This is a genomic window from Algoriphagus aestuariicola (assembly GCF_017254835.1).
Taxonomy (GTDB): Bacteria; Bacteroidota; Bacteroidia; order Cytophagales; family Cyclobacteriaceae; genus Algoriphagus; species Algoriphagus aestuariicola.
Map to the genome: position 1 here is coordinate 1,683,363 of NZ_JAFKCW010000001.1, position 24,284 is coordinate 1,707,646.

Sequence of the window (24,284 nt, forward strand, 5' to 3'; positions counted from 1 at the left end):
GGTTTCCCCGCCGAGCTTGCCATCGTCTACATGGGCTGGAGGGTAAGATTGGAATTTGGTTGTCTACTCGTTTATTTTTTTACGCCTCTCCATTACTTCCCTCCAAGTGGTCAATATGATCCCCTCTTGTTCAATAAAGGCCTGGAGGTCGGATGACAGCATTGCATCCAAGTCGGCCTGACGGGATTTGCCTGAGGCTGAGATGGTATCGAAGTTTTCGGTGTGCATGGTGCTGTGGATGATGATCATGGCCAAGCCTGGCTGCATCTTGTCCAGTATCCGCTTAAATTGGACGACTTTGTATTCTGCATGTTCCTTTGGAGAAAAGTCTGCCACCTCAGGTCTCCATTCCCCACTCATGGTATGCAAATCATCAAGAACGGGAAGGCCCATCGCCCAGACTTGGCGGCCGATTGCTGGCGCTTGTTCGAGTATCTCGATCTTGGGCAGTTCCATGCCCTCTGTATACTTTCCCTCTGCCTTCAATTTTTTGATGATTGGCGCCTGTTGGCATTCTTCCAGTAGGACATTGTTGCCTCCTGGAAACATCACTGGGATCTCGTATTCGGCTCCGAGTTGTATGTATTTTTCCAAAAATTTGGGATGGGCGAACACCGTTCCCATATGAGAATCCAAGTGGGTCGGTCGAATACCCATGCTGAGCGCTCGCTCAATTTGAGCTTTTAATTCAATGTAGACTTCCTCAGGGCTGGCATGCGCAACCACCTGTTCGACGGTCGGCCAAAATGAACCCTCGGGATCATGGAGTCCAGGCACTAGACTTTTACCCGCCAGAGGTTCCCAGCGGTAGCCTTTCCACTCCGAGGTCAATACCAGGTGAAGTCCTGCGTCGATTGGGCCTTTGTCTTTGCTTTCCCGCATGAAAGTTCCCGCCCAAGGACAGGGCATCATGACGCTGCAGGAGGTGGCAATTCCACCTGCCAGAGATCGAAACGTACCCGCGTTGGATTCCCTTGACATCCCCGCGTCATCCACATGGAAGATCACCACCTTTTTATCCTTTGGCCAGCCCAGTTTTTCGGCATAGGTCTGCGCCTGCAGGGCAGAAGCGGTGAAAAGCAGGGTGCTCAGGGCCAGCAGACTCCTGATAGAAAATAGGACTTGAGTAGTCGCTTTCATTGGAAAGGTGAAGTTGGGAGGTCAGATCGGAACTATCTAGACTACTGAAAAACCTAGAAAAAGGGCTATCGAAAGGAAGAGTGGTATGTGAATGAGCTACTTTGGGCAAAACTCAATATTGCACATGCGGATGCGGATTTAGACTTTTTTGAACTTCCCGATCCAATTGGCCATAATTTCGATTACATCTGAAAAAGTCACGGCGGTGATCTCTTTGGGATCGTAGCCTTCGGAAGAGATCATTTGGTTGTAAAACAAAGAAAACTCGTTGTAGGCGGAAAAAATGAGCTTGTGCCTGGGAATTGCCGCCTCCTGTCCCTGAGCCTTAATCCAGTCGCGGATGGACTTGATGACCAATTCGGGATCGTTTCGGTGGGACTTTATGTCGTTTCCGGATATGTCTGAGAGGAAAGTCTTATAGCGGTGGTCTTCCTTTTCCAAAATCAGAAACCGCTTGGCTTCCAACTCGGCTATGCCAGAATATTTGAGTCCAAAATCGATTCCCATTTCAAACGCCATATTGAGGCGGGCAGCCGCATCGGTGACGAGAGGGTCAATTCGGGAAAGGTCATGGATGGAAAGAGGAGAGGAAAGCATCAAGTCCTTGATTTTTAAAATTCTTACCTGACCCGAATCGGAAGTTTCTGCGATTTTTGGTTTGAAGTCAAGGTAGATCAGGACAAAAAATATCCCCTTCAACAATGGATAAAACTCGTTGTCAAAGGGGCAGTTGATGAATACGTTTTTGGTGTCCATCATTCCATGATTTCAACGGAAATGTCTCCGACTTTGGGATGGACATACACTTTGCTGACATTTTTTAGGTCGTGGACAGCCTTCATAGCAGCTTCCTGACTTGATACCGTCTGTATCGTTTTTTTCGATCCTTCCCTTTTGATCACCCAGCCTTCGTTCATTTCGACCACGTGTACGTGGTCTTTATGGAATTCAACAGATTCCATAAATCTCTTCTTCATATCTTCACCAATGACTTTCTTTCCCATCTCGATCAAAGTTTGGAGATGAATATACGGATTTACCGGGTATGGAGATATTGGAAGGTTTTGATGATTTCTTTGAAAAAAAGTATCCCGCCAGGAAACAAAAAACCACAGCGGTAGGGCTGTGGTTTTGGCGTCATTTTTTTTGAAGCTTATTTTCTTGCGATAGCTGCTTTGGCAGCCTTCACGATGTTTTCGGCGTTCAGGCCGTATTTTTCAAGCAGTTGTGTCGGAGTGCCGGACTCGCCAAAGCTGTCGTTTACACCTACGTATTCGAGCGGAGCAGGATTGTGGCGAATCAGAGTTTGGGCGATGCTGTCACCTAGGCCGCCGTTGATCTGATGCTCTTCTGCCGACACGGCGCAGCCCGTCTTTTTCACGGATTCAAGAATCGCCTCTTCATCCAGTGGCTTGATGGTGTGTATGTTGATCACCTCAGCAGAGATGCCCTCTTCGCGAAGCATGGCTTCGGCCACCACGGCTTCCCATACCAAGTGGCCAGTGGCAAAAATGGTCACGTCCTTGCCATCGATCATCTTCCAGGCTTTGCCAATTTCAAACTTCTGGTCAGCCGGAGTGAAGATAGGCCAGCTCGGACGACCGAATCTCAGGTAGACTGGACCTTCATACTCGGCAATCGCCAAGGTAGCAGCCTTGGTTTGGTTGTAGTCGCAAGGGTTGATCACGGTCATGTGGGGAAGCATCTTCATCATGCCGAGGTCCTCGAGGATCTGGTGGGTAGCCCCGTCTTCGCCAAGCGTGAGTCCGGCGTGGGAAGCACAGATTTTGACGTTTTTGTCAGAATAAGCCACGGACTGGCGGATTTGGTCATATACCCTGCCTGTAGCAAAGTTTGCAAAGGTGCCCGCGAAAGGAATCTTGCCACCTATGGACAGACCAGCTGAGATGCCGATCATGTTAGCCTCTGCAATGCCGGTCTGGAAGAATCGCTCGGGAAATTCCTTTTGGAAATCGCCCATTTTTAGGGAGCCGATCAGATCGGCGCAAAGTCCGACTACGTTGGGATTTCTTCTTCCTGCTTCCAGGAAGCCGTCACCGAAGCCGGAACGGGTGTCTTTTTTTTCTGTATAGGTGAATTTTAAGTCTAAGCTCATGATAAGGTCATTTGGAAGGAGGAATTAATAGTCACCAAGGGTCTCTTCGAGTTGTCCCAAGGCCTTGGCCAGCTGCTCGTCGTTGGGAGGGGAGCCGTGCCACTTGTGTGTACCGACCATGAAGTCTACGCCATAGCCCATTTCGGTATAGAGTAGGTTGACCACAGGCTTTCCTTTTCCGGAAAGTTCCTTGGCTTTCTCCAATCCTTCAAGCACCGACTTCATGTCGTTGCCGTTGGTGATTTCGTTGACTACCCAGCCAAACGCTTCCCATTTCGCCTTGAGATTCTTCAAGTCCATGATTTTCTCGGTAGGACCGTCTATCTGCTGACCATTGTAATCCACGGTGGCGATGAGGTTGTCCACTTTTTGGTGGGCTGCATACATCGCGGCTTCCCAGATCTGACCTTCCTGCAGCTCGCCGTCACCCAAGAGGATGTAGACCAGCTTGTCGTCCTTGTCTATTTTCTTGGCTTGGGCTACACCCAGCGCAACGGAAAGGCCTTGTCCCAAAGAACCTGAAGCAACGCGGATGCCGGGCAGATGCTCATGGGTAGCCGGATGTCCCTGAAGCCGCGAGTTTAGCTTTCGGAAGGTCTTAAGCTCCTCGACCGGGAAATAGCCGCTTCTGGCAAGGACGGAATACCATCCAGCGGAAAGGTGTCCGTTGGATAGGAAAAAGAGGTCTTCACCCTTCCCGTCCATCTTGAAATCTGGGTTGTGGTGGAGCTGGTCAAAATAGAGTGCCACAAAGAATTCGGCACAGCCGAGTGGAGCACCGGGGTGCCCGGACTGTACCGCATGCACCATCCGCAACACGTCCCTGCGGAGCTGGGTTGCGATTTTCTGGAGTTGTTCGATTGATTGTTTTGCCATTTGATAGGTTTATTTTAGGATTTGAGCAGTATGGTTTTTCGAGTCGACCTTTTGGATGATCTCCGTGATTTTGCCTTTCTCGTCGATGACGAAAGTGGTTCGGATAGTGCCTATGTAGGTTTTTCCAAAGGTCGTTTTTTCACCCCACACGCCATAGAGCTTTTGTACTTGCTGCTCCGGATCGGAGATGAGTGAAAAGGGAAGCGATTGCTTCTTGATAAAATTGCGGTGGGATCGCTCGCTGTCCGAGCTTACCCCGAGCACCACATAGCCCGCTTTCAAAAGCGCGCGGTGGTTGTCCCGAAGATTGCAGGATTGGGTGGTACAGGTCGGCGTATTGTCTTTTGGATAGAAGTAAAGGACTACTTTTTTACCACGTAAAGAGGAGAGCTTCACCACCTCGCCGTTTTCATTTTTGGCTTCAAAATCGGGGGCCATTTGGCCAACTTCTAATGACATCTTTTTCTTTTTAATTTAAAAACTCAGGAAATAGTCCCTTTCCATTCGGCCACATTTCCTGCCATGTCGGTCACCCGCAGGACAGCGGTACCTCTGAGTGGCTCGCCCTGCGCCGTTTCCGACCAAATGACCGCCTGCTTGTGTTCGTATCGCATCAAGACCCACTTGCCATCCACGTAGGCTTCAAAACTCTTGATTCCGGAGAGGTTGTCTTTGATCGTAAACCTCATCCCTTGGCTGTTGGCCCGAATCAGGTTGATCGTAGGTTTCACGTTATCTTCAGCGAGGACAAAAGTACCAAAATTTCTGGTTTTGAAGCGGATTTGTCCCCCTTCCCATTCGCCTCCGGCAAAGGACCTGGAACCGTTGGGTGAGCGGAGGTAGACATGGGTTTTGGCCTTATCGCCCGTGTATCCGCTCACGTCCCAAAGGACTTCGATGGGATTCCATAGATACTCTGTGGGTTCCTGTAGTCTCAGCACAGGTGCGGAGAGACTGCCGGAGAAGTCCACCCTGAGGTACAGATCCTCCAGCAGGCTGTTTTCCGCTACCTTGACCGTCAGTCGATCTGAGGCGTGAAGGTGCTCTTTGCCAACCGGAAAATGCCCGAAAAGCTGGGGATCCAGAATCTCCGAACAAAGGTCAACCTTCGTAGGAACGCCAAATCTCAAGTCCCAAAGATAGGTGCGCGTTTGGGCATCCTGATAGGCGGGGAGGATTTCATAGACTGTATTGCCGATGAAGAATTTAGCCAATCCGCCTTTGTCGGTTTGTGCTACTCGGATCTTCATGTGGTGATTGAAATAGCTCGTTTGGGCTGAGGCGGGGGCCGCGCCATCTGCCAGCGTGGAGTCCAGATCCGCTCCGGTGAGGGTTAGATTGACTAGGCGGGAATTGTTGTAGGCATCCGAAAGTTTGATCTGGATGTTTTTCTTTTGACCGGTCTCGACCAAGAGCGCTCCCGTGCCAGGCGTGTTTGGATTGAGGAAATCAAACTTGAGGTTCGGTTGGAAATACAGCTTTGTGAAGCGGTTTAGGTGTGTGTGGAGCAGGAAATGTCGCGTATAGTTGAAGTCAACCTTGTCGATCAGCAGGCTGAAAAGCTTGCCGCCATCGTCCGAGACCTCAAATTTAGGATAGCCGTTTTGGTTGTTTGCCCCATCGAGCTTGTCATAGCTCTGGATTTCCAGGCCTACTTTGCCCGTGACTTTGATTGTCTCGGGAATTTTATAGCTCGCACCACTCAGGATAGGCGTGATCTCCAGCCGTTGAAATTTGCCATTGACTCGGCTGTCGATCTCAAGCGGTACAATAGCAATCTTTTGCGGTGTGGGAGGGATATTGTCCAGGATCTCTGGGAATCCCGCCAAAAGCGGATCCATCGCCCGATCCAGACTGTCCCGGATTTCGAAGTGCAAATGAGGCCCGCCAGAACTTCCCGTATTGCCACCATTGGCTATCAATTCGCCCTTTTTCACCGAAAGCTCTCCTGGCTCGGGATAGACTTCCAGCTCATTGGCTTGCGCCTCGTATAGCTTTTGTCTCATCCAAGCTTGGAGTTTCGGATTGAAATTTCTCAAGTGTCCATACAGCGTGATATTGCCCTTGGGATGTTTGAGGTAGATGACATTGCCGTAGCCGAAAGAGGAAATTTTGATTCGTTGTACCCAACCGTCTGCAGCGGCGTAGATTGGTTCTCCCTCAGCGCCGCCAAACTTGTAGTCCAGTCCGGTATGAAAGTGGTTGGGACGGAGCTCAGCAAAATTGCCCGAGAGATAATTCCTACCGCCCGGTTTGACCGGCGAGCGGAAGTAACCCTTTTGGATTTCCTGCGAAAATCCTCCAAAAGAGCTGTTGAATCCCAGAAAAAGTACCAGAGGGAGAAACTTACTTAACTTCAAAATCCAACATTTTTTCGGTTCCTATAAATCCACTCAGCTGATCGCCGATCTTCACGGGACCTACTCCGGCGGGAGTTCCCGTATAGATGAGGTCGCCTTTTTTGAGGGTGAAAAACTGGGAAACGTAGGAGATGATCGTGGCAAAATCAAAGAGCATCAAGCTGGTGTTTCCTTGCTGCTTTAGCTCACCATTAATCTCTAGGTGGAAGTCAATGTCCTTCAAATCCGAAAAGTCGGAAACCGGCTTAAAGTTGCCAATAGGAGCGGATCCGTTGAATGCTTTGGCGATCTCCCAGGGTAATCCTTTTGCCTTGCACTGGTCCTGCAGGTCGCGAGCGGTGAAGTCGATACCCAAACCAATTTCTTCAAAGTATCGGTAGGCAAACTGGGGCTGGATGTATTTGCCTTCTTTGGAGATTTTCAGGACAAGCTCAAGCTCATGATGGATGTTTTCCGAAAAGTCAGGATAGTAGAAGGAAGCGCCTCCTTTGAGCAGAGCAGTGTCGGGTTTGAGAAATACGACCGGTTTGCCGGGTTTTTCGTTTTTTAGTTCTTCAATATGAGCCGCGTAATTCCGGCCAATGCAGATGATTTTCATAGAATAAAGCTGAATTCACAATGGAGGACATTCAAAAGCCCGAGTCCCATTTCGTCCGTGAAATTAAGCGGATTTGCTGCACCAAGGTAATTATCTCCCAAAAAATGAACCCCAAAATTGAAATTCCAAAGATCTTTTTCCGAAGGGGGGGTCGGTGCAATGGAACAAGAGATTGACCTATTTGGCCAACCCCTTTTTCTTTCATTTCACTAAACTATAGACTTGACCAAGCCACCTTCCACTCTGATGGCTGCTCCATTGGTTGCAGAGGCCAAAGGGCTCGAATAGTATACTACGGTGTCCGCAACCTCCTCGACACTGGCGAAGCGCTGAATCAGGGAAGTGGGACGCATATCCTTGAAAAACTCCCGCTCCACCTCGGCCGTACTTTTGTTTCCCGAGATGGCCAGGTCTTCGATAAACTGACCGACTCCCTTGGACTTGGTAGGTCCGGGAAGTATGGAATTGACCGTGACCGCCGTACCCTTGGTTAGTTCGGCCAGTCCGCGACTCACCGCCAGCTGGGCAGTTTTGGTCATGCCATAGTGGATCATTTCGTCGGGGATGAAGACACCCGATTCGCTGGAGATGAAGATGATCCGTCCCCAGTTTTTATCGAGCATTTTGGGGAAGTAGTGTCTGGAAAGTCGAATTCCGCTGAGCACATTGATCTCAAAGAATCGAAACCAATCCTCGTCAGGAATATCCGCAAAGGCTTTGGGCTCGAAAATCCCGGCATTGTTGATCAAAATGTCCACCTCGTCAATTTCGGAAATTAGTCGATTGGCATCTTCGACCTTGGAAAAGTCCGCGGCAACGCCTGAAATTTCTCCATCTGGATAGGCAGATTTGAGTTCGTTAATAGCTTGGCTGACGCTTTCTTCACTCCGTCCATTAATGATAACACTGGCTCCTTCAGCCAAAAATCGTTGTGCAATAGCGAAGCCGATTCCAGCTGTGGAACCGCTGATAAGGGCTTTTTTGCCTTTGAGTTTTAAGTCCATTTGGTAAGTACGATTGGTTTGAAAAGTTTTCCCGACCAGTCGGGAATCTGGAAAACCGACCAGCGTAAATAAAAATTCCCTGCCTGTTCCATTTTTGGAATCGACAGGGAAGATAAAAGGAATAGTAGCTGGTACTAAGTAATTTCAGTCAACCGCCCTCAAGCTCATTAAGGCCAGGCCTTTGTCGTCCCGCAGATAAAGGACATTGTTTTCGATTTCGAAACTACGGATTAGTTCAAGAGTTTTTTTGACCGCAATCTCTACTTCCATATCCGGACAAGCCATCATGGTGGCGGCTCCCTGTCCGAAGCGGATGCGGTTTTCTCCCTCCAAGGTAAATCCTCCCCGGATTGAGTTGCAGCCGGTTTCGCCAAAATAGGTGCTTTGGGAACCGTTGATTTCAAAGATCAGCGCCTCGCCTTTTGCTGACTTGGGATCCTTGATGGCTCCGACATGGAGAATCTTCCAAATATTCGTCAGCGTTAGTTTGGGATCTGGAGTCTTGCTGATCTCCTTTACCAGTTTGTAAGAAAGGGAAGAGGCATCCGCCGGTATGGGTTTTTCTTTTTCCGTCACCTCAACTTCCAGCTGGTAAATGTAGCCTGGCTCATAATCGAAGCCGGATATTTGGTCATAGAAGAGTGACCATTCGACTTTCCCGATAGTTTCGCCCTTGTTGATTTGCAGGCAGGTCATCGGACCTACGCCCACGCAGTCTACTTTTGCGGAATTGATCCACCAGATCTCGGTTCTGCCTCGATTTTCCCGCGCGTTTTCTTCGCCGCAGGATTGCGCCAGGAGTAGTACGGAAAGGAGATATATGAGGGATTTCATATCAGAATTTGATTTTTTGAACTTGGGTTAAAAGTTTTTCGCTCCAGCGTGAGTAGACTAGGCCCGAGGGATGGAGTTCGTCTTCGACGACCATTTCCGTCTGGAAACCTATTTCTCTATAATCATCTGTAATATTGACGAAGATGATGCCCATTTGGCTACAGACTGATCGTTTGGCCAGATTATAGGCATCGATTTCTCGGGCGACCTTTGCTTGGTCTGCACTTTTGCCGAGGGCAAAGGGTGTGACTCCCCAATCGGGAATTGACAAGACGATCACATGGTCCTTTTCGCCTCTTGCAAAACCTATTGCTCGCTTCAAGAGCGCTTCAAATTCCATCTCAAACTCCGCAACTGGCCGGCCTCGGTATTGGTTGTTGACTCCGATGAGCAAGGTGACCAGGTCGTAGCCGTCGGGATTGATAGCTGAGGCTTTGATCCCGGCTTCGAGTTCATCGACTGTCCAGCCGGTTTTTGCTATGATCTGGGGTGACGAAAAGTGGTATTTCCCGCGTTGATTTAGTGAGCTGATCAATTGGACTGGATATCGCTCTTTTTCATCGACTCCTTCTCCGATAGTGTAGCTGTCCCCCAATGCGAGGTAGCTGAGAGTCTGTTGGTCTTGGGAATCGAGAAATTCTGACATAGTAATTAGTGCTGCGGAAAGCTGGATAATCAGGAGAAGGTGAAACATCTTGGATTTAGGATTGGAAAAGCTGTTGATCCACTGAGATGGTCCCCAAGTCAGCATCCAGCTCCACGGATGCGCCAACTGGGATGATGAACTGCCGCGACACGTGACCAATCATAGCGCCTGAATAAGCGGGGATTTTCAACGGTAATACATAGTGGTCCAATAGCTGATCGACAGTAAACGCTCCGTAGCCGCCGCCTGGCGTACATTCCGAACATTGTCCAAAAACAAAGCCTTTAATCTTATCCAATGTTCCATTCAGCTTGAGCGTGCTGAGCATTCGGTCAATCTTATAGGGATCTTCCCCGATGTCTTCGATGAATAAAATAGCATCTTGAAAATCAGGTAAATAAGGCGTTCCTGATAAAGCCGTCAATACGGTGAGATTTCCCCCCAATATCCTTCCTTTAACCTTTCCTCCGGTCAGGGTTTGGATTCGGTTTCCCTTGGCCACGAGGTCATCGCCTTTGCTGATTTCGTTTTTGAAAACAATGGGATCTTTTCCAAAGAAGACCTTTTCGAACTGTTTTACATTGAAGCTATTCCAGCTTCCCGATCCGTTAGGCCCGTGGAAGGTGATAAGGCCAGTCTGGCTTTGGATCGCAGAGTGCAGTGCCGTGATGTCAGAGTATCCCTGCAGGGGTTTCGGATTTTTCTTGATTAGCTCATAGTCCAGTAGAGGCAAAATCCTCGCCGCGCCAGACCCACCCCGAATACAGATGACCATTTTTACCTCAGAGTCGCCAAACATGGCGTTTAGGTCTCCAGCTCGCTCCTCATCCGTTCCCGCCAGATGTCCCATGCGGTTTTTTAGGTTTTGGCCGAGCTTGACCTTGAAGCCGAGTGCTTCCATGGCCTCCTTGGCATAGGTGAATTCCATTCGATCCGCCGAGGCTGCGGAGGGGGAAATGATGCCTACGGTGTCGCCCTTTTTGACAGCTTTGGGAAGAAGTACATTTGGGGCTGGATATTTTTCAGGAGAGCTAAAAGAAAGGAAAGGCGCTGTACCTGCTAAAAGGCCTAGCGATTTGAGAAAGTGTCTTTTGTCCATGCGGAGTCTCGGATTGAGGGATGAAGTTAGGATTTTGATGCCAAACACCGGATAATTCTCCCCGCACTTTCTCAAAACCTATTCCAAGAAGGAGGTGGTCGATCGGCAAAAGGCCAAACCAGACCAACTATTTTTGGGACAATAATTCTTCTAGCTTATTTATCGTCGGCTTGAGTGTTTGATCGTATTTTTTTAGCCTCTTTTTCAAGCTCCAATGCATAAAACCCAAAACTGAGAGAGTCATCGCCAAATGAATTCCTATCCTGAGGCCCAATCCCAATGGCTCCAAAAGAACAAAATAGCTGATGTTCAATGCTAGGGAAAGAAGTACCCCATAGGTGTACATATGTCGCTGGGCAATCCGGTAGCGGTAATTCAATTGCTTGATTTGAGTGGTAAGATAAGTGCGATTGTCAAAGCTCTCCGTGGAGTCAACGGGTTTTAATTTGGATGCATAGCTTAGCCAAGTGGCCCAAATCATGATCAAAGCGATCAGGATCAAACTGATCAGAATCGCAGGACTTTCCCTCCAAGGCATCACCCAAAATAGAAATCCAACTGTCGCCGGTGTGCAAAATAGAATGACCAATCGCTCTCGTTTTTGGGATTTTTCAGTTTGTTTGAGACGGTCGATCATAGTGCTGAGGTCAAAGCTTTTCGCTTTTTTGAACTGCCAGAGGTTTTGTATGTCGTTGAAATTAGTTTTCATGGGTCTGTGGATTGAGTTTTTGGGTCAAAACATTTTTGATCCGATTCACCTTTACGGCGACATAGTTTTCCGAAATCCCGCTGATCTCCGCGATGGACCTGTAGGGAGTGTTTTCCAACAGGAGTGTGGCGATCACACGGTCTAGTTCCGGCAATTCATTGATGGTCTGGTAAAGCAGCTGAAGCCGAATTTCCTGTTCTTGATTGTTATTTTCCGGCTCGATGAGATCCAGATTTTCCGGAAATCCGGTCTGTTTTTCGTCTTTTTTCTTTTCCCCTGCGGAAAAAGTCAGGGCGGTATTGTAGGCAATCCTATAGATCCAGGTACTGATTTCGCTTTCTCCCTTGAAGGAATCCAAGTGTTTCCAAACCTTGATCAAGATTTCCTGAAAGAGATCGTCTGCCCGCTCTTTTTCCCGGACAAATCCGAGACATAACCGGTAGACTTTGTCCCTATTGTCACGATAGATTGATTCAAACTGAATTTCTTTGCCGCTTTTCATTTGAGGAAGGCATTGACTTGCTCCATAAACCACTCCGGATTGTCCCACATGATGAAGTGGTGCGCTGTTGGAGCCATTTCAATTTGGACATTTGAGGCCAACTGATATTGGTTTTCGTATGTTTTTCTGACTATTTCTTCCGTAAGGCCATAGCTTTTTGCAGAATACCAGGCTCCCAAGACCAGCAGTGGAGTTTCAACTTCTCCGAGCTCTTGCCTGAAGTCGGTCGTCATCAGCTCATACATAGCCTCCGCGACTGTGTTTCTGTCGCTCTTAAGTGACCAATCTGTAATCATTGGCGCCTTTTCAGGGGTTGCAGTCATGGTGGCTATGCTGGCTTCCTGTTGAGCTTTGTATTGCTCTTCGCTCAGCCCGAGGAGCATTTTTTTCGTCTGACCTGCCATTTCCTTCATGCCCTCCGCAGTCGCATTTGGATTCATCGCTGCAGAATAGAAAGGAAACGAGTCGACGATGATTACTTTCTTGACAAGTTGTGGATTTGACTTAGCGAGATGAAGTGAGAGGAAACCACCTAAACTATGGCCTATCAGGATGACCGGCTGATTTTGCTTTTGAATATAATCGGCGATCATGGATTCCATGAGCGGAAGAAATCCCTCGCTTAGATCTGCTGCTGGATTTCCGCCGAAGCCCGGAAGTGTTAATACATGGCATTCAAAGTTTTGGGAGAGTTGACTGGCCGTCTCTGTCCACACTTCCCCAGAAGAAGCAAGTCCGGGAATCAGGATGATTTTTTGTCCCGAGCCGGTAACTTGAACATCAAGTTCTTGGGAATTTGCGGTAGTGGCGATGGAGATACTGAAGAAAAAAAGAAGAAATAACTTTTTCATGGTTTTTTCTTCTTTAGACCAGAGTCGATCGGAAACCTTACAGTTATTCTAAAAAATATCAGAAACAAAGCTGGTGGGTGTAAGTCAGGAAAACTGGGATGAAATAATAACGGAAAAACTTACATCATATCCCTTACCATTATCATGACTTTTTCCATTTCCTTTCGAACGATCGAGGCGGAATAGGGGTAATTGGAGTTCATGAAAGCAAAGCAATAGGTCTTACGGCTTTTGGCCTTGATCAGCCCAACGAGGCTATGGTTGTTGCTCATGGTGCCTGTCTTGGCAAAAATGTAGGGCTGAGCGGCTTGATAGCTGTTTTTAAGCGTTCCGGTTTTGCCGCCTGTGGGCAGGATTTCATAGAGCTGATCTTCCGGGATGATTCGGTAGAGTTTGTCAAAAAGCGCTACCATGGATCTTGGCGTGAAGAGATTATGCCGACTCAGCCCGCTGCCGTCCACCCAATTGGTTTGGTCAGGAAGGTCAAATAGATAGGTCTTTTGAATGTATTCTATCGCCCGCTCGGTGTCCAGGGTCTGAAACAGCCGATCCGATACCATCAGCATAAGCTGCTCGGCGATGAAGTTGTCGCTTTCAAGCATCATTTCCTTCAGCAATGGAAATAGCGGGGACGCTCTCCATAAACTATGCGCGATTGGCAGGGAGTCCGGCCGATATAGCCAGGGTTTTCCAGTTTCAACACTTGCGAGTTCTATAAAGAGTTCTGGCGAGGTGAGGAAGGGGATGAATTCTTCTTTTCCTTGGAAGGTGGAAGGGTTGTAGGCGAAGCTGTTTGAGTGGAAATCCCGTTCGAGCTCCTTGATTGGTCGATTTGTCGTTTTGACGTAAGGCTGGAAGATAGCCGGTAGGACAAAGGCTTGGCTTCCTGTCTTTCTCACCTGAACCAAATTGCCATAAATCGGCAGGGAAGTCCGTTCTGCAGCATAGTCGAAATAGTAATCATCCCACTGCCAGCCATAGCCAAAAGCCGGCGAAACTTGGTTGGCATCCGAAAAAACGACCGCCTTAAAAGGTGCCAAAAAACGTCGGAAGTCGGGCTGGGCAAATTTCTTGTATTTCCAACTCGGATCGCCGCTGCCCCATATTCTCAGGGTATCCCCGTCTGCGACATAGCGTAGGGTTTGGGTGCTGTCTTGGAGGACTAGGAGGGAGGAGAAAAGCGTAAACAACTTGGTCGCCGAGGCGGGGATAAAGCGTATCTGGGAATTCTTCTCGAAGAGTACCCGCTGGGAATCCAGATCATAAAGCATGAAACCCGTGAGGTGTCCGCTGAAAAAGCTGGTTTCGCCTAAGGCAGTCTCCAGCTTTTCATATTGGATCCGGCTGAGTTGTGCTGCCGAAGGAAAGCCTGTTAGAAAGAACGCCAAAGCCAAGACTCCCGGAAAAAAGAAAGATTTGGAAAAGGATGACTTGATTCGAGGCATTGGAGAAATGAAAGGGCTGAGATGGACAAAAACAGAAATCGTGCGCAAATCTATCGCTTGGTCAGTTCGCCGGCGGGAGCCAACAGTCCCAGCCAACCCACGATAAACGCAACGCCGCCTAAAGGCGTTATCGCGCCAAGCCATGTTATACCGCTGAGGCACAAAGTGTACAGAGAGCCTGAAAAGATCAAAATCCCCAAAGTAAAACCCCAAAAGCTAAGTCCTGTTTTTTTCAATTCTGGTTTTGCTGAGGCCCAAACGCCGAGTGCAAGTAGTGCTAGACTGTGGTAGAAATGGTACTTGACGGCAGTGTCAAAGGTGTCCAATCTGCCGGAGGCTTCCAGCATGGGCTTCAGGCCGTGCGCGCCAAACGCACCGATTCCGACTGCAAGTGCTCCGAAAATCGCGGCTGTTTTGAGAATAGTAGAGGGCTTCAAGTCGTTGATTTAATTAAGTGTTCTTGGATATCGCTCAGTCGGATATTTGAAATTCTTCCACCAGAGAAGGGGTGAGGATCATAGTTCGTATCAGTTTCTACTTCCGAAAATCGCTGAGCCTATACGAACCATCGTACTGCCTTCCTCTTGGGCGATGCGATAGTCCCCACTCATGCCCATGGAGAGCTCATTGAGCTGGACAAAGCTTGGGAGATTTCTTGCTTTTAGGGAGTCGAAGAGATTTTTGAGCGAGCGGAACTCCTTCCGGATTTGGTTTTCATTTTCTGTAAAAGTAGCCATCCCCATCAGCCCTTGGATCTGCACGTGGCTTAGTGCGGCAAAATCTGCCGATTCGAGCATTTGGTTCAGTTCGGATTCTTCAAAACCAAACTTGCTTTCCTCCTCAGCAATGTGTATTTGGAGCAAAACGGGAATGGCTCTGTCTATTTTTTTGCCTTGTTTGTCGATCTCACGAAGCAACTTAAATGAATCCACGCCATGGATGAGGTGCACGAAATGTGCGATGTATTTCACCTTGTTACTCTGCAGGTGGCCGATCATGTGCCAGCGTGTGTCTGTTGGCATGTCGGGTTGTTTTGCTTGGATTTCCTGAACCTTGTTTTCTCCAAAGTCCCGAATTCCAGCGGCATAGGCTGCTTGGAGGTCTACTAGGGGTTTGGTTTTGCTGACCGCGATCAGCTGGCAGGCGGGATTGGCGAAGGAATTTTTTACGGCTTCGAGGTTGGCTTTGATGTCCATTATCTAATTTTAGACTTCACTTTTTGCTTTAGACCTAAAACAAAGATATGGCAATCCTAAGCAATTTGCTTAAAAAAGGCATCCGACTTCGGGAGAGTCTGGAGCAGGAATACAGCAGTCCACTTGATTTGCAAAAGACCCAGCTGAGAAAGCTTTTGCTGAAAGCGGAAGATACCGAGATCGGCAAAAAGTATGCTTTTTCGAGCATTTTGGCTGATTTTAAGAAAGAGGGAGGAGCATTTTATGAATCTTATAAACGGCAGGTCCCGATCTATGACTACGATTCAATTCACGCGGAATTTTGGCAAAAGCTACTTGCAGGGAAAAAGGATGTGACCTGGCCGGGCGCTGTGAAATATTTTGCGCTTAGCTCAGGCACGTCCGGCGCAGCGTCAAAGTACATTCCGATTACCAAGTCCATGGTAAAGGCAATCCGACGGACGGGCGTTAGGCAGATTTTGAGCCTTTCCAAATACGATTTGCCCGCCTCGCTTTTTACCAAGGGAATCCTGATGCTCGGTGGAAGCACGGATCTTGAATTTAACGGGACGTATTTTTCCGGAGATCTGAGTGGAATTACCGCTGGAAAATTGCCGATCTGGTTCCAGCGATTTTACAAGCCGGGCAAAAAGATTTCCCGAAACAGAAACTGGGGGGACAAACTCGACCAGATCGTAGAAAAGGCGCGGGATTGGGATATCGGCATCATCGTCGGTGTGCCGGCATGGCTGCAGATCCTGCTAGAAAAAATCATCGAACGCTATCAAGTCAAGCACATCCACGAAATCTGGCCCAACCTCCAGATATTCGTCCATGGAGGAGTGTCTTTTGAGCCGTATAAAAAAGGCTTTGAGACGCTCTTGGGAAAGCCTCTGATCTACATCGAAACCTATTTGGCCTCGGAAGGTTTCTTGGCCTTGCAGGCGCTCCCCAATCGACGGTCTATGCGACTGGTGCTAAACAACGGGATTTTCCACGAGTTTATTCCCTTTACCGAGGCTAATTTCGACGAGGACGGTAACGTGAGAAAAGATACCCAAACACTGAAAATCGATGAGGTGGAAGAGGGCAGGGACTACGCACTGCTGATCTCCACCTGTGCTGGAGCTTGGCGATATCTGATTGGGGACGTCGTCCGATTCGTGTCCAAAGAGGAATGCGAAATCGTCATCACCGGCCGTACCAAGCACTTTCTTAGTCTCTGCGGAGAGCATCTCAGCGTGGACAATATGAACAAGGCCGTAGAGCTGGCAGCGGATGATTTGGGCATTAGGATTAAAGAGTTTACGGTGTTGGGAGAGCCTTATAAAAAACTATTTGCACACCACTGGTATATTGGGACGGACGACGAGACTGATGCTAAAAAGCTCGCCAACGCGCTCGACGGACACTTGAAAACCCTGAACGACGACTACGCCGTCGAGCGAAAACACGCATTGAAGCAGGTAAAGGTGACCGCTCTGCCTTCTGTTGTTTTCTACGATTGGATGAGGGAGCAGGGAAAAGAGGGCGGCCAAAACAAGTTTCCCCGAGTATTAAAAGGAGAGAAAGCCCAAAGCTGGACACAGTTTTTGGTTGAAAAAAAAGGTCTGGAATGATTCACAGCCTGCTGGAGGGAATAAGCATGGGATTCCTGCTTTCCGCTTTGATTGGGCCTGTGTTTTTCACGCTGATCCAAAGTAGTCTCGCGCATGGATTTCGCTATGCGGCTGTCTTGGCTTTGGGCATTTTTGCCAGCGATAGTATGTACGTGGCCGTCACTTATTTTGGAGTGAAGTTTTTGGCGGACGCCACCTATTTCGAGCTTGCCTTGGGCTATGTCGGGGGATTGATTCTTATTGGTTTTGGGATTAGCTCCTTGCTCAAGAAAGAGGTTTCAAGGCCTAATTCTGGGGGCCTGGAACTTCCCCGGGTCAGGAAAAAGTCTGCCTTCCTAAAGGGGTTCAGTATCAATGGCATCAATCCTTTTGTGCTTTTGTTTTGGATCTCCATTGCCAGCATCGTGCACTTGAAAGATTCCTTCGGGGCTTCTGATGTGTGGCTTTACTATTCAGGGGTTTTGGGTACGGTATTGTGCATTGACTTGTTGAAGGCTTTTGTCGCCAAGCAACTGTCACATTTGGTCACGCCTAGAATGATGCAATGGCTAAACAAGGCAGTGGGATTAGTCATGATTGGATTCGGGATCAGAATGCTACTCTACACTTATCTTCGCTAAAGAGAATCTAGCCTCGATCCGAAGCATAAAAGTCATGGGAGGGTTAGAACAGAGGCATATTAATCTATAGTCAGTTCAGGATTCAATTGTTTTTTCGACTCCTCTGAGCAATCGCTTACGAAGCTTTTTCCGGCTGTGGCGATCAAATCGCAAGTTCCTGTTCCCATCCCCATTATGGTGCGCATAGCATCCTGCGTTTGGGCATTCAAGAAAGTAATGGCTGTCTTGGGGACGTGGTAAATATTGCCGTTTGTAGGATTGGGAGCGGTGGGGACAAATACGGTGTATAAGTCCTCGTTAATTTTGTCGGTGATGAATCCCGTCATCAATGTTCCAGTCTTATACGGATCTATCAATACCACTTCGGAAAATGGCAGCTTTTTCAATCCCACGAACTGGTAAACGGTTTGGTGGATAAGGCTGTAAAGTGGGACTTTAGTCAGATATTTCTTTTCAAATTGGGAGAAATAAGACCTTCCGACCTTATTGCGGATTAGCGCACCGATGATAAAGATAAATAGGACAAGAATCCCGATCGAAAGAAAATTTATGGACCAATGAGGCTCTTCACTTCCGGAATCCAGCATGAAACTGATCGGAGCGACTATTTTGAAGATAAAGTTGAATACAAAGGAAAGTAGAATCAGTACGATTGTAAGGGGAAGTAAAATCAAAAATCCTTGGAAAAGTGTGTCTAGAAAAAATCCTCTTTCCGAGTCCTTTCTATGAATTTCTGGATTTTTGGGCTGGGGGTCCATGTTTTCTGTTTGTCTAGATTTGGATTATTTTTCTCCCCATCAATAGGCAAATCCATGCCATCCACCTGGTCGAGACGGAAAGGGATGTTCGGGGGGCGTTAGTGTGTAGCAGGTGGACTTGATTGTGGAAATTCTGCCTCTCTTTTTATAAATGAAAAACAGTAAAGGCCGATTTTTGAAAAATGGGACGGAGAAGTTGCAGCTAGTTTACCAAGGATTTGATGAAAAATGGAAAGGCTGGCTATCCGTCGTTGCCGGATTGAATAAACATTGCTGCAAATATTCGGGTTAGATGGATATGAAAAAACTCCATTTCAGATTTAGCCTTCTAGGAGTTCTCTGTCTATTTTTCTCAGTGAATGCTTATGCCCAAGAAATTCCCGCATTGGCTGAGTTTAACCAAACCAGACTGGACTACAATCAAAATGGTATGCTGATACTCGGCACTTGGGCTGTAGGAAATATGGTTTGGGGTGGGATAGGAGCGAGTCATACGACCGGAGAGACCAAAGCTTTTCATCAAATGAATCTGTATTGGAACTCGGTAAACCTGTTAATTGCCGGGTTTGGCTATTGGCAGGCCACGAAAGGGAATCCCGGAACCGATTTTTGGGCGACAATTGAAGCGCAGCAGGGGATAGAGAAAATATTGCTTTTGAACGGTGCTTTGGATTTGGCCTATATGGCCGGAGGGCTCTATATGAGGGAGCGAGGTTTGAGAACGGATAATTCTAGATTAATTGGCTTTGGAAAGTCAGTAATTCTTCAAGGCGCTTTTTTGCTGGCTTTTGATAGTGTATTGTATGGTTTTCATCGTGCTCATGGAAAAGAACTACCGAGCTTGGTTCAAAATATCAGTTTGGGACCTACAGGGGTAAATTTTAAAATGGATTTCTGAATTATTGGTTGATATTGAACTAGTTATTGAATAATTCGTAATATTAGTTAATTCCCCAAAAAACCCTTGAAATATGAAGAATATTCTCCCATTACTCACACTGGTCTTTATACTGGGTTCTTGCAAGGTTTCCGAAACCGTCTCCATAGATACCCTGGCCAATGCGGATATGCTGAAAGAATATCAGACTTTTAAAATGATAGAAGAGGATTATGCAGATAAACGAAATGAGCGGCTCAAACTTACTTTCAGAGACAAATTGATAGAATATGGATTTGATGAGGTTTCAGAGAATCCTGATTTTTTGATTCAGGGAGTCCTTGTTTCCCGAGAATTCATCAAGAATGCAGAGCCACTTTATTATTCTTCCATACCGGGGCCTTTCTACAGTGCCTTAAATTCCGGAAATAGTTTACCCAGTGGAGGGCTCGGGTCAGGTCCCTTTATTGTTAATTCCGGAATGATTGGAAAGGTGATTTTTTTGATTCAAGACACCAAAACGAACGAAATCGCGTGGATGGGGATCAGTTCGGGAGTGGTCTATGGTGGTGCTCGACAGTTTGATTTCGACGAATTGGACTTGGTACTCCATCAATTATTGGCTTCACTGAACGAGTAATCGCTCTCCAATCAGAATCAGCCTGAGTGGACGATAATTGACCTCAGAGCCAAGTGCGGGTTTGGCACGCATTCTTTTTACCTTTGCCCGATGGAAAATCTAGCCCCTTGCCCGAAATGTAAATCCGAGTACACGTATGAGATGGACAGCCTGCTTGTATGTCCGGAGTGTGGCCACGAGTGGAATCCCGAAGATCAGGAAGTAGAAAGCGGACTAGTGGTGAAGGATGCGAACGGAAACCAGCTTGCGGATGGCGACTCCGTCGTGATCGTGAAAGACCTTCCCGTGAAAGGCGCTCCCAAGCCTATCAAGGCTGGTACAAAAGTTAAAAGTATCCGTCTGGTGGAAGGCGATCACAATATCGACTGTAAGATCGATGGCTTTGGCTCCATGGCCCTAAAGTCGGAATTTGTTAGGAAAGCTTGATTGCTTGGTGTAGCTCCTAAGACATTCATCGGTTTTTGGGAATGACTTTGCTTTTTGTTTCTTTTTCAAAATAGTAGGGAATGAGGTGCGCTGAACAACCTTGATTTCCAAAACCGCATTTTGAAAGTCAAGGATTTGTTGATTTTCTTGCGACGGGCATTTGACACGTTGAGTTTTCGCCCGAGAACTTGAATGGTCTTTACGAAATTATACCGGACAAACTTGGCTAGCGACCTGGGCTGACTGACGAGGCAGAAAGCTGATTCGACTCAGCGCTTGTACATTATCACAGTGTTGGGCATGGTTCGAGACAATCTTGATATCGTCACATAGAGACAGAAATAGGGATTGGGCTAAGCTCCTTGCTTAGAGATGATACATGCAAAAAATCAACAAAGGGATCATTAGGGGTTTCATGGGACTAGAGGCTTCACTTTGGTGGATTGAAAAAGATCTGGACTACTGTACCAATGCCAGGCTCAGACTCGATCTTCAAGTCTCCTCCGTGCGCCTTTAAAATGTCGTGGGTGATGCTGAGACCCAGGCCGGTACCCTCGGTTCCCTTCTTGGTGGTGAAGAAGGGCTGCATGATCTTGTCTCGGATCTCATCGGGTATCCCGACCCCGTTGTCCCTAAATGCGATGATCACTTTTCCTTCATGCTTAGCCGTGGAAACCTTCAACATTGGTTGGTAGGATTCGGCCTGCTCCGGGCAGTCTCCGTTTTTTTCATCGGCTGGCGGTTTTGATAGTTTCTCCCTCATCGCGTCAAAGGCGTTGCTGCAGATGTTGATGATCACACGGCTGAGATCCTCTAGAATCATGGGGATTTCTCCGACGTCTTTTCCCAAGTCCAGTTGGAGTGCCACATCGATCGGTTTCTTGCTGGCCCGCATGCCGTGGAAGGCAAGGTTGGCAAATTCCCTGACCAAGGCGTTGACGTCCATCGGGGACTTTTTGCCTGAACCTCCCCGGCTGTGTTGGAGCATGGATTTGACGATCTCGTCGGCGCGTTTTCCGTGTTCTCGGACTTTTTGAATGTTGGACACAACATCAGCCAATATTTCATCGACTAAAGACTCATCCCTTATTTCTTGGCTCTTGGCTCTCTCCTCGTTGATTTCAGAGAGCATTTCCAGGCTCACTTCCGAAAAATTGTTGACAAAGTTTAGCGGGTTTTTGATCTCGTGGGCAATGCCTGCGGTTAGCTGGCCCAAGGAAGCCAATTTTTCCTGCTGAATCAATTGGGCTTGGGTGGATTTTAGGTTCAATATGGCTTGTTTGAGTTCCAGGTTTTTCTTTTCCAGCTCTGTTGTCCGCCTTTTTACAGCAGCCTTTAGTTTAATATTTTCCGCCTTGATTTTCTCCAGTGCTACTGTTTGCCCTTCCTCCGTCCTGCTATCCGGAAAGGACATGTGCTGTTGAACAAACTTCCAGCCTGACACCGTATTTTGCATAAGAGAGGAAATCCGTATCCTATCATAGAAAGCCCAAATCCCGTCAATATTTACAAAGCAATCTGCTTGCTCTATGATCAAAATGAGTCTGTCGACAGCCTCCATCTTGATATCCCTGTTTCTTAGTTCAATCTTTCCGGCAACTGGACCCACATGGGTTCCCAAATACGCTCCGGATTCACTTTTACTAAACCAAGCTTCTTCCAGCGTTGTACCGAATTGTTTGAAATCATCCACAAAAAATGACACGTATCTTTCCACATTGGCTCCAAACAAACTTTCAAAGTATAGTAGATACAGCGTTTTAAGTTCCTCTTCTAGTTTGTTTGTGAGTTTCATGACCAGTTCGTATTGGTTGTATCTTAAATTCTGAATTCAGAGCACTCGACTTATGGCTCCGCTCTGTCCTTGTGTTGGCGGCATTTCCAGTTTTTATCTAATAGTTCCATGCTTATTCTTCTTTTGAAATTTGATTTCCCGGAGAATTTGCTCACATCCGGAGATGCGGGTTTTCTTGCTTGATCAAACTGAATTCGTTCTCACGCTGCTGGAAGAACTTCGAACCATCGGACATTTTCCTAAATAAGGAAGATGTATGGAATTTGGAGTGGAAGAACGGTGTCTCCAAAGATGGGGCGAAAAGGCATGCTACCTCGGATACCAAAAGAAAGTCGGTGGTGTTTCTGGTGGAAGTTTTCAGTTTTTTTAATCTCAATTGCCCCTTTACCGCTTTCGTGTTTGTCCGGAAAAATTTCACCATGTCCGCATTTCCATTCCAAGCACCCCAATCGCCTTTGCCGATCAACACAAAGTCGGGATCGGGGAAGTAGGAGAAGGCATAGACATCCCCACTAAAGTAGCTGTCCCAGTGAAGATGGTAGGTTGTCAATGGTTGGAAGATCCTAATAGGAACGTCACTTTTCTTGGACATGGGCAATTTCACTTGCAGTCATGAACTGCTTCACAGAATTTCAAAAATCAATAGTCAAATAAAAATTAGTTGGCTGGAGAATAAACTGTCCTGGCTTTTCGATTGGGAATTTCTTCCAGGTGGGATAGTTAAAAGTTAAGGAATATCGCAATTATATGAAACAATATTGTTTTGAATTACAGCTACATATGCAATCTCGTATTAGTTTTTTCAGCTTTGCGTTTTTGTGATAAACCGTTGGAATCACTGTAACAAAAAAATCCCTCCAGATCGCTCCGGAGGGATTTTTTGAAATTCAAAAATCGGCTTAAGCCAAATATTTTTCCACTGGAGTGAAAGGGAGGTCGAAGGCTTGGGCGACAGCCTCGTACACCACTTCTCCATTGATTACATTCAGTCCTGGCACCAAGTCGGCGTTTTCCTGCGCAGCCTTTTTCCAGCCTTTGTCTGCCAATTGGATCGCGTAGGGGAGGGTTGCGTTGGTCAGCGCGAGGGTAGAAGTATAAGGAACTGCTCCTGGCATATTGGCCACACAGTAGTGTACGACATCGTCGATGATGAAAGTTGGGTTTTCGTGGGTAGTCGGCTTACAGGTCTCAATGCAACCTCCTTGATCTACCGCTACATCCACCAATACGGTGCCGGGCTTCATGTCTTTCAGCATGTCGCGGGTAATGAGATGAGGAGCCTTTGCCCCGGGGATCAAAACCGCCCCGACGATAAGGTCTGCGTCTTTGATCAGATTTCTCACGTTGTATTCGTTGGACATGATGGTTTTGACATTCGCAGGCATCACGTCGGCGAGGTATCTCATTCTTGGCAGGGACACGTCCATGATTGTGACGTCGGCACCCAAACCAGCGGCCATCCAGGCAGCCTGAGTTCCCACGATGCCACCTCCGAGGATAAGGACCTTGGCAGGAAGAACACCAGGTACTCCACCCAAGAGAATTCCGCGACCTTTCAGGGGTTTTTCGAGATAGTTGGCACCTTTTTGAATCGCCATTCTGCCCGCTACCTCGGACATCGGTACCAGTAGTGGAAGGCTTCGATCCGCTTTTTCCACAGTCTCATAGGCCAAACAAACGGCTTTGCTCTCGATCATTGCCTTGGTCAAGGGCTCATAGGAGGCAAAGTGAAAATAGGTGAACAACAATTGGTTTTCCTTGATCAGCTTGTACTCCGACTCGATTGGCTCCTTCACCTTCATGATCATCTCTGCGATTTCATAGGTCGCTTCAATGGAAGGGAGGATTTTAGCTCCGGCGGCTTCGTATTCAGCATCTGGAAAACCGCTGCCTTCACCGGCGGTATGTTGGATGTAGACGCTGTGACCTCTTTTGATCAGCTCTTTGGCACCAGCCGGGGTAAGTGCTACCCTGTTCTCGTTGTTTTTGATTTCCTTTGGGACACCTATTATCATGGCAATAGCATTTGGATTTAGATTCTTGGGGCAAAGATAAGAAGCAATGACTATCCAAAAAGCCCTTTATAAAATAGTATTTGGTATGCAGTGGGGCTGACAGCGGTTTTCGGTAGTTTATTTTATTTTTTATGATGGATTTCTAGAAAATTCCAAGATTATATTTTTTCAAACCCCGC

27 protein-coding genes are annotated in these 24,284 nt (G+C 47.4%); 5 read left to right on the forward strand and 22 right to left on the reverse strand.

Annotated features, from left to right (window positions below; translation table 11 throughout):
• Positions 1 to 63: 63 nt before the first annotated feature.
• The 18 genes from J0A67_RS07005 to J0A67_RS07090 all read right to left on the reverse strand — a co-directional run bounded on the left by J0A67_RS07005 (position 64) and on the right by J0A67_RS07090 (position 15,376).
• Positions 64 to 1,140, reverse strand: a complete 1,077-nt coding sequence (locus J0A67_RS07005) for a polysaccharide deacetylase family protein (protein ID WP_206568547.1) — start codon at positions 1,138 to 1,140, stop codon at positions 64 to 66.
• A gap of 138 nt (positions 1,141 to 1,278) precedes the next feature.
• Positions 1,279 to 1,896, reverse strand: coding sequence for a hypothetical protein (locus tag J0A67_RS07010; RefSeq protein ID WP_206568548.1), 618 nt, complete (start codon positions 1,894 to 1,896; stop codon positions 1,279 to 1,281).
• Complete coding sequence (locus J0A67_RS07015; RefSeq protein ID WP_206568549.1) at positions 1,896 to 2,144, reverse strand: DUF2188 domain-containing protein; 249 nt, start codon at positions 2,142 to 2,144, stop codon at positions 1,896 to 1,898. The genes J0A67_RS07010 and J0A67_RS07015 overlap by 1 nt, the downstream gene beginning before the upstream one ends.
• 149 nt (positions 2,145 to 2,293) lie before the next feature.
• The gene (locus J0A67_RS07020) at positions 2,294 to 3,256 is read right to left on the reverse strand and encodes a transketolase family protein (RefSeq protein WP_206568550.1); all 963 of its coding nucleotides are present in this window, start codon (positions 3,254 to 3,256) and stop codon (positions 2,294 to 2,296) included.
• 24 nt (positions 3,257 to 3,280) lie between these two features.
• A complete protein-coding gene (locus J0A67_RS07025; protein WP_206568551.1) occupies positions 3,281 to 4,132 on the reverse strand; it encodes a transketolase in 852 nt (283 codons plus the stop codon).
• Positions 4,133 to 4,141: 9 nt separating this feature from the next.
• On the reverse strand, positions 4,142 to 4,591 hold the full coding sequence (gene bcp, locus J0A67_RS07030) for a thioredoxin-dependent thiol peroxidase (protein ID WP_206568552.1): 450 nt from the start codon (positions 4,589 to 4,591) through the stop codon (positions 4,142 to 4,144).
• A 23-nt stretch (positions 4,592 to 4,614) separates the two neighbouring features.
• Entirely contained in the window at positions 4,615 to 6,492 is a 1,878-nt protein-coding gene (locus J0A67_RS07035; RefSeq protein WP_241265082.1) for a M23 family metallopeptidase, read from the reverse strand.
• Positions 6,479 to 7,090 (reverse strand): fumarylacetoacetate hydrolase family protein, encoded by a 612-nt coding sequence (locus J0A67_RS07040; RefSeq protein ID WP_206568553.1) that lies wholly within the window; start codon positions 7,088 to 7,090, stop codon positions 6,479 to 6,481. Before J0A67_RS07040 ends, J0A67_RS07035 begins: the two co-directional genes overlap by 14 nt.
• Positions 7,091 to 7,299: 209 nt before the next feature.
• Positions 7,300 to 8,094 (reverse strand): SDR family NAD(P)-dependent oxidoreductase, encoded by a 795-nt coding sequence (locus J0A67_RS07045; RefSeq protein WP_206568554.1) that lies wholly within the window; start codon positions 8,092 to 8,094, stop codon positions 7,300 to 7,302.
• A gap of 144 nt (positions 8,095 to 8,238) precedes the next feature.
• Positions 8,239 to 8,928, reverse strand: coding sequence for a DUF4377 domain-containing protein (locus tag J0A67_RS07050; RefSeq protein ID WP_206568555.1), 690 nt, complete (start codon positions 8,926 to 8,928; stop codon positions 8,239 to 8,241).
• Position 8,929: 1 nt separating this feature from the next.
• Positions 8,930 to 9,622, reverse strand: coding sequence for an SGNH/GDSL hydrolase family protein (locus tag J0A67_RS07055; protein ID WP_206568556.1), 693 nt, complete (start codon positions 9,620 to 9,622; stop codon positions 8,930 to 8,932).
• A 7-nt stretch (positions 9,623 to 9,629) separates the two neighbouring features.
• Positions 9,630 to 10,673 (reverse strand): S66 peptidase family protein, encoded by a 1,044-nt coding sequence (locus tag J0A67_RS07060; RefSeq protein ID WP_206568557.1) that lies wholly within the window; start codon positions 10,671 to 10,673, stop codon positions 9,630 to 9,632.
• A gap of 127 nt (positions 10,674 to 10,800) precedes the next feature.
• Complete coding sequence (locus J0A67_RS07065) at positions 10,801 to 11,382, reverse strand: hypothetical protein (protein ID WP_206568558.1); 582 nt, start codon at positions 11,380 to 11,382, stop codon at positions 10,801 to 10,803.
• Positions 11,372 to 11,884, reverse strand: coding sequence for an RNA polymerase sigma factor (locus J0A67_RS07070; protein ID WP_206568559.1), 513 nt, complete (start codon positions 11,882 to 11,884; stop codon positions 11,372 to 11,374). Before J0A67_RS07070 ends, J0A67_RS07065 begins: the two co-directional genes overlap by 11 nt.
• Positions 11,881 to 12,735 carry an alpha/beta fold hydrolase gene (locus J0A67_RS07075; protein WP_206568560.1) on the reverse strand — a complete coding sequence of 285 codons (855 nt, stop codon included), beginning with the start codon at positions 12,733 to 12,735 and terminating at the stop codon, positions 11,881 to 11,883. Before J0A67_RS07075 ends, J0A67_RS07070 begins: the two co-directional genes overlap by 4 nt.
• A 119-nt stretch (positions 12,736 to 12,854) precedes the next feature.
• Positions 12,855 to 14,180, reverse strand: coding sequence for a D-alanyl-D-alanine carboxypeptidase (locus J0A67_RS07080; RefSeq protein WP_206568561.1), 1,326 nt, complete (start codon positions 14,178 to 14,180; stop codon positions 12,855 to 12,857).
• Between the two features lie 50 nt (positions 14,181 to 14,230).
• On the reverse strand, positions 14,231 to 14,617 hold the full coding sequence (locus J0A67_RS07085; protein WP_206568562.1) for a DUF423 domain-containing protein: 387 nt from the start codon (positions 14,615 to 14,617) through the stop codon (positions 14,231 to 14,233).
• 90 nt (positions 14,618 to 14,707) lie between these two features.
• Complete coding sequence (locus tag J0A67_RS07090) at positions 14,708 to 15,376, reverse strand: YggS family pyridoxal phosphate-dependent enzyme (protein ID WP_206568563.1); 669 nt, start codon at positions 15,374 to 15,376, stop codon at positions 14,708 to 14,710.
• Between the two features lie 47 nt (positions 15,377 to 15,423).
• On the opposite strand from J0A67_RS07090, the gene J0A67_RS07095 reads away from it, so the two are divergent.
• On the forward strand, positions 15,424 to 16,974 hold the full coding sequence (locus J0A67_RS07095) for a GH3 family acyl-acid amido synthetase (protein ID WP_206568564.1): 1,551 nt from the start codon (positions 15,424 to 15,426) through the stop codon (positions 16,972 to 16,974).
• The gene (locus tag J0A67_RS07100) at positions 16,971 to 17,594 is read left to right on the forward strand and encodes a LysE family translocator (RefSeq protein ID WP_206568565.1); all 624 of its coding nucleotides are present in this window, start codon (positions 16,971 to 16,973) and stop codon (positions 17,592 to 17,594) included. Before J0A67_RS07095 ends, J0A67_RS07100 begins: the two co-directional genes overlap by 4 nt.
• A gap of 59 nt (positions 17,595 to 17,653) precedes the next feature.
• Here J0A67_RS07100 and J0A67_RS07105 read toward each other — a convergent pair whose 3' ends face one another.
• On the reverse strand, positions 17,654 to 18,352 hold the full coding sequence (locus tag J0A67_RS07105; RefSeq protein WP_206568566.1) for a DUF502 domain-containing protein: 699 nt from the start codon (positions 18,350 to 18,352) through the stop codon (positions 17,654 to 17,656).
• A 298-nt stretch (positions 18,353 to 18,650) separates the two neighbouring features.
• On the opposite strand from J0A67_RS07105, the gene J0A67_RS07110 reads away from it, so the two are divergent.
• From J0A67_RS07110 to J0A67_RS07120, 3 genes are all read left to right on the forward strand, one after another.
• Positions 18,651 to 19,250, forward strand: a complete 600-nt coding sequence (locus tag J0A67_RS07110; RefSeq protein WP_241265083.1) for a DUF6992 family protein — start codon at positions 18,651 to 18,653, stop codon at positions 19,248 to 19,250.
• Positions 19,251 to 19,323: 73 nt separating this feature from the next.
• On the forward strand, positions 19,324 to 19,869 hold the full coding sequence (locus J0A67_RS07115) for a DUF4136 domain-containing protein (protein ID WP_206568568.1): 546 nt from the start codon (positions 19,324 to 19,326) through the stop codon (positions 19,867 to 19,869).
• Positions 19,870 to 19,959: 90 nt separating this feature from the next.
• Positions 19,960 to 20,295 (forward strand): zinc ribbon domain-containing protein YjdM, encoded by a 336-nt coding sequence (locus tag J0A67_RS07120; protein ID WP_206568569.1) that lies wholly within the window; start codon positions 19,960 to 19,962, stop codon positions 20,293 to 20,295.
• 430 nt (positions 20,296 to 20,725) lie between these two features.
• Here J0A67_RS07120 and J0A67_RS07125 read toward each other — a convergent pair whose 3' ends face one another.
• The 3 genes from J0A67_RS07125 to ald form a co-directional block, all read right to left on the reverse strand.
• Positions 20,726 to 22,090: an ATP-binding protein gene (locus tag J0A67_RS07125; RefSeq protein WP_206568570.1), complete on the reverse strand. Its 1,365-nt coding sequence runs from the start codon at positions 22,088 to 22,090 to the stop codon at positions 20,726 to 20,728.
• A gap of 151 nt (positions 22,091 to 22,241) precedes the next feature.
• On the reverse strand, positions 22,242 to 22,682 hold the full coding sequence (locus J0A67_RS07130; protein ID WP_206568571.1) for a hypothetical protein: 441 nt from the start codon (positions 22,680 to 22,682) through the stop codon (positions 22,242 to 22,244).
• A gap of 307 nt (positions 22,683 to 22,989) precedes the next feature.
• The gene (gene ald / locus J0A67_RS07135) at positions 22,990 to 24,105 is read right to left on the reverse strand and encodes an alanine dehydrogenase (RefSeq protein WP_206568572.1); all 1,116 of its coding nucleotides are present in this window, start codon (positions 24,103 to 24,105) and stop codon (positions 22,990 to 22,992) included.
• Positions 24,106 to 24,284 lie beyond the last annotated feature (179 nt).

Excerpts from the sequence above, each read along its gene's own strand:
- J0A67_RS07005 (WP_206568547.1), bottom strand. The coding sequence starts at position 1,140 with ATGAAAGCGACTACTCAAGTCCTATTTTCTATCAGGAGTCTGCTGGCC.
- J0A67_RS07010 (WP_206568548.1), bottom strand. The coding sequence starts at position 1,896 with ATGGACACCAAAAACGTATTCATCAACTGCCCCTTTGACAACGAGTTT.
- J0A67_RS07015 (WP_206568549.1), bottom strand. The coding sequence starts at position 2,144 with ATGGGAAAGAAAGTCATTGGTGAAGATATGAAGAAGAGATTTATGGAA.
- J0A67_RS07020 (WP_206568550.1), bottom strand. The coding sequence starts at position 3,256 with ATGAGCTTAGACTTAAAATTCACCTATACAGAAAAAAAAGACACCCGT.
- J0A67_RS07025 (WP_206568551.1), bottom strand. The coding sequence starts at position 4,132 with ATGGCAAAACAATCAATCGAACAACTCCAGAAAATCGCAACCCAGCTC.
- bcp (WP_206568552.1), bottom strand. The coding sequence starts at position 4,591 with ATGTCATTAGAAGTTGGCCAAATGGCCCCCGATTTTGAAGCCAAAAAT.
- J0A67_RS07040 (WP_206568553.1), bottom strand. The coding sequence starts at position 7,090 with ATGAAAATCATCTGCATTGGCCGGAATTACGCGGCTCATATTGAAGAA.
- J0A67_RS07045 (WP_206568554.1), bottom strand. The coding sequence starts at position 8,094 with ATGGACTTAAAACTCAAAGGCAAAAAAGCCCTTATCAGCGGTTCCACA.
- J0A67_RS07050 (WP_206568555.1), bottom strand. The coding sequence starts at position 8,928 with ATGAAATCCCTCATATATCTCCTTTCCGTACTACTCCTGGCGCAATCC.
- J0A67_RS07055 (WP_206568556.1), bottom strand. The coding sequence starts at position 9,622 with ATGTTTCACCTTCTCCTGATTATCCAGCTTTCCGCAGCACTAATTACT.
- J0A67_RS07060 (WP_206568557.1), bottom strand. The coding sequence starts at position 10,673 with ATGGACAAAAGACACTTTCTCAAATCGCTAGGCCTTTTAGCAGGTACA.
- J0A67_RS07065 (WP_206568558.1), bottom strand. The coding sequence starts at position 11,382 with ATGAAAACTAATTTCAACGACATACAAAACCTCTGGCAGTTCAAAAAA.
- J0A67_RS07070 (WP_206568559.1), bottom strand. The coding sequence starts at position 11,884 with ATGAAAAGCGGCAAAGAAATTCAGTTTGAATCAATCTATCGTGACAAT.
- J0A67_RS07075 (WP_206568560.1), bottom strand. The coding sequence starts at position 12,735 with ATGAAAAAGTTATTTCTTCTTTTTTTCTTCAGTATCTCCATCGCCACT.
- J0A67_RS07080 (WP_206568561.1), bottom strand. The coding sequence starts at position 14,180 with ATGCCTCGAATCAAGTCATCCTTTTCCAAATCTTTCTTTTTTCCGGGA.
- J0A67_RS07090 (WP_206568563.1), bottom strand. The coding sequence starts at position 15,376 with ATGGACATCAAAGCCAACCTCGAAGCCGTAAAAAATTCCTTCGCCAAT.
- J0A67_RS07095 (WP_206568564.1), top strand. The coding sequence starts at position 15,424 with ATGGCAATCCTAAGCAATTTGCTTAAAAAAGGCATCCGACTTCGGGAG.
- J0A67_RS07100 (WP_206568565.1), top strand. The coding sequence starts at position 16,971 with ATGATTCACAGCCTGCTGGAGGGAATAAGCATGGGATTCCTGCTTTCC.
- J0A67_RS07105 (WP_206568566.1), bottom strand. The coding sequence starts at position 18,352 with ATGGACCCCCAGCCCAAAAATCCAGAAATTCATAGAAAGGACTCGGAA.
- J0A67_RS07110 (WP_241265083.1), top strand. The coding sequence starts at position 18,651 with ATGAAAAAACTCCATTTCAGATTTAGCCTTCTAGGAGTTCTCTGTCTA.
- J0A67_RS07115 (WP_206568568.1), top strand. The coding sequence starts at position 19,324 with ATGAAGAATATTCTCCCATTACTCACACTGGTCTTTATACTGGGTTCT.
- J0A67_RS07120 (WP_206568569.1), top strand. The coding sequence starts at position 19,960 with ATGGAAAATCTAGCCCCTTGCCCGAAATGTAAATCCGAGTACACGTAT.
- J0A67_RS07125 (WP_206568570.1), bottom strand. The coding sequence starts at position 22,090 with ATGAAACTCACAAACAAACTAGAAGAGGAACTTAAAACGCTGTATCTA.
- J0A67_RS07130 (WP_206568571.1), bottom strand. The coding sequence starts at position 22,682 with ATGTCCAAGAAAAGTGACGTTCCTATTAGGATCTTCCAACCATTGACA.
- ald (WP_206568572.1), bottom strand. The coding sequence starts at position 24,105 with ATGATAATAGGTGTCCCAAAGGAAATCAAAAACAACGAGAACAGGGTA.